This window comes from Frankia sp. CgJB1 (assembly GCF_977947065.1).
In genome coordinates this window covers 1-2,904 of sequence record NZ_CDWTNB010000282.1, presented here as the reverse complement: position 1 = coordinate 2,904, position 2,904 = coordinate 1, and the positions used below count along the sequence as shown (strand labels likewise).

The 2,904-nt window shown below is 66.0% G+C and carries 4 protein-coding genes; 3 read left to right on the top strand and 1 reads right to left on the bottom strand.

The window, feature by feature from the left end:
* The coding region (locus tag AC08OT_RS19875) for a RidA family protein (RefSeq protein WP_476596500.1) at window positions 1–465 on the top strand (465 nt) is incomplete at its 5' end.
* A gap of 29 nt (window positions 466–494) precedes the next feature.
* On the opposite strand, the gene AC08OT_RS19870 is transcribed toward AC08OT_RS19875, so the two are convergent.
* A complete protein-coding gene (locus AC08OT_RS19870) occupies window positions 495–728 on the bottom strand; it encodes a hypothetical protein (protein ID WP_476594753.1) in 234 nt (77 codons plus the stop codon).
* A 101-nt stretch (window positions 729–829) separates the two neighbouring features.
* On the opposite strand from AC08OT_RS19870, the gene AC08OT_RS19865 reads away from it, so the two are divergent.
* Complete coding sequence (locus AC08OT_RS19865) at window positions 830–982, top strand: hypothetical protein (protein ID WP_476596499.1); 153 nt, start codon at window positions 830–832, stop codon at window positions 980–982.
* A gap of 1,342 nt (window positions 983–2,324) precedes the next feature.
* The coding region (locus tag AC08OT_RS19860; protein WP_476603190.1) for a sulfotransferase family protein at window positions 2,325–2,904 on the top strand (580 nt) is incomplete at its 3' end.

Sequence of the window (2,904 nt, the reverse complement as noted above, 5' to 3'; positions counted from 1 at the left end):
GATCAAATGATCAACTTATTTAATGACGATCCCCAAGTCGCGAGACTCGCGTGTATGACGGCTGAGATCACGCGCATCAATCCCGCTCAGCTCCATGCGACTCCGGGGTATCACCACATCACCGTCGTGGAGGCGGGCCGGACGGCGTTTTTGGCGGGGCAGTGCCCGCTCGACCGTTCAGGGGCGCTGGTGGGTCCGGGGGATCTCGACGCCCAGATCGACCAGGTGGCAGCCAACGCCGTCGCGGCCCTGCGCGCGGTGGGCGTCGGGCCGGATCACGTCGTCCGCTCGGTGATCTATGTGGTCAGCGACGATGTCGGGATTCTGGGTACCGCCTGGCGGCGCTTGACCGATTCGGTCGTGGGGCCGGCGTTCACCACCGCGAGCACGCTGCTGGGAGTCGTCCGGCTCGGTTTCCCCGGGCAGCTGGTCGAGGTCGACCTGACAGCGGCCCTGCCCGGCTGACCGCGTTCCTGCGGATCGGGTCGGGTGGGTCAGGCCGTTTCCTTGAGCGGGGTGCCCTGGTAGGTCCAGCGGAAGGGGCGGGCGTGTTCGTTGCGCCGGATCGTCCAGGCATCGATCTTCTCGATCAGGTCGTCGCGGCTGGTGAAGTCGCCGTTGCGGAGGACGGCGCGGGTCAGGGCGGAGAAGACGAGCACGACCTGGTTGAGCCAGGAGGCATGGGGCGGGGTCCAGTGGACGTGCCAGCGCGGGTGGCGGCCAGCCACGCCCTGGTGTGCTTGGCCGTGTGCGCGGAGCCGTTGTCGAGAACCACGTGGATGTCCTTTTGTCGCGTGGCAGGAGCCGGTCGAGCCGGTCCAGGAAGACGGTGAAGGTCACGGCGTTGTTGCGCTGGATGGTCTCGATCAGGGTCTGCCCGGTGGTGATGTCCAGGGCGGCGACGATGGAGGCGGTGCCGTGGCGGCGGTACTCGAACTCGCGGCGGGCGGCTCGGCCTGGTGCGGCGGGCTGGGAGGGGTAGCGGCGCTCGCGGGCCTGGATCGCGGTCTTCTCGTCGATGGACAGCACGATCGCGCCTTTCGGCGGCGTGCGGTACAGGGCGCAGATGTCGCGGACGCGGTTCCAGAAGTCGGGGGTGTCGCGCCGGGTGAGCCATCCGGTCACCTTGTGCGGCTTGAGGTCCAGGCCGGCCAGGATCCTGCCGACCTGAGAGGCGGATATCGGGGCGAAGACGATGCCCGCGACCTGGGCGGCGATCGCCGCATGAGTCCAGGTGGCGGCGAGCCCGGGCGGGGTGCTAGTGGCCGCGGCGACCACCGGCACCGCCGCACACCGTCCCGAGCCCTCCACCATGACCAAAGATCATGGTGGAGGGCCGGTCGCAGGCGGCGGGATGGGGCCGTGCCGAAGAACCCGCCCGAGTCCATGCAGCACCATCTGCGCCAGCGGCTGAACACCCGCGCTCACGAACGCTGACCGCAACTGGCCCGGGTCCACATCCGCTTCCGATCCGGATTCGCCTACGTCGACGGCGAGTTGAAGGCAAGACTGCTACTCCCCGCGCACCACGTCCGTGGACTCTACTCATGGGCGGGCAGTCGATACCCGTTCAATGTGGCCGGGCGTGTTGCCGAGCTGACCTATAGCCGTAACCCGTTCACGATAAAATGTTACCCGCCATTCTATGCCCGGACATCCACGCGCCTGGCCCAACCCGCGTTGTCACTTCAGGCGCGGCGTCACTTCAGGCGCGGCGTCAGGTCGTCAACTCGTCAACGGCGGGGATGGGTGACGTGATGCGACCGTGGCGACCTCGGTTGCCGCGAGGCAGGAAGTATGGGCCCGAAGCGGCGGGGCATCAACCCACGGCAGTACTGGCGCTGATATTCGTATCAGCCGATCTCAATTGTCGATGGCTGGCGCCGGACGCAGAACACCGATCACCCACTCGTATCGGCTATGATTAGCTCGAAGCTAGCGGAGGTCGGTATTTCGTCGGCATGTTCAGCTGCCTAGGCTGCCGCGCCCGGCGAACGGGGTGCCGCCGATGGCTTACCAGGACGTTCGCGACAGTTACAGAAAGGACACGGTCATGACGTTCGCATTGTCATCCGGATCGACGGCCGTATCTTACACCGGGACCCGTCGGCGAGGATAGATCAGGAGCGGCATCGGGCACGGCGTCCAGAGTCGGCCCTGGGAAACTGGATGTTTTCCGGCTGGCCAGCCGCGGAGACCCTATACACCCTCCGTACGCTCCGCGAAAAGACCGTTTCTACCTGCTGCCCCTCGGGGAGGAACCTGTCGTTGTATCCCGAGAATTTGTTGAGGCCGTCTGCTGACGGACCAGAGGAGCGTACTCAGTGGACAAGATCCAAACAATCGAGGAGCTACACACCGCAGCATCCGATCTCACCGGACTCACCGACTTCGGCCCGTCGGACTATCTGGAAGGGCTCGAGGTGCTCCTGGCCTCCTATCAGGAGGAGGCGAGCCTGACGCCGCACGGCGTCCAGATGGTCCAGGACGAGTTGTGCGGCATCCTGATGGCCCGCCTGTTCAGTGAGGCCGGGTGGCAGAGACATCCCGAGCACGCCCAGGTCCCGATCGAGAAGCCGGTGTTCATCGTCGGTATGCCACGGACCGGCACCACCACCCTGCACCGGCTGCTCACCGCCGACTCGACCAACCAAGGGCTCGAACTGTGGCTGGGCTACGCTCCCCAGCCCCGGCCGGCACGCTCGACCTGGCCTACCAACCCGATCTTCCAGATGGTCCAGGGTGGCGTCGACAAGTTTGTCGAGCAACATCCCGGCTACCTGGGCATCCACAATCGCAAAGCCGGCGAGGTCGAGGAGTGCTGGCTGTTGACCCGCCAGTCGATGGTCTCGCCGTATTTCGAGTTCACCGGGTACGTGCCGACGTACTCCGCGTGTGTGTCCG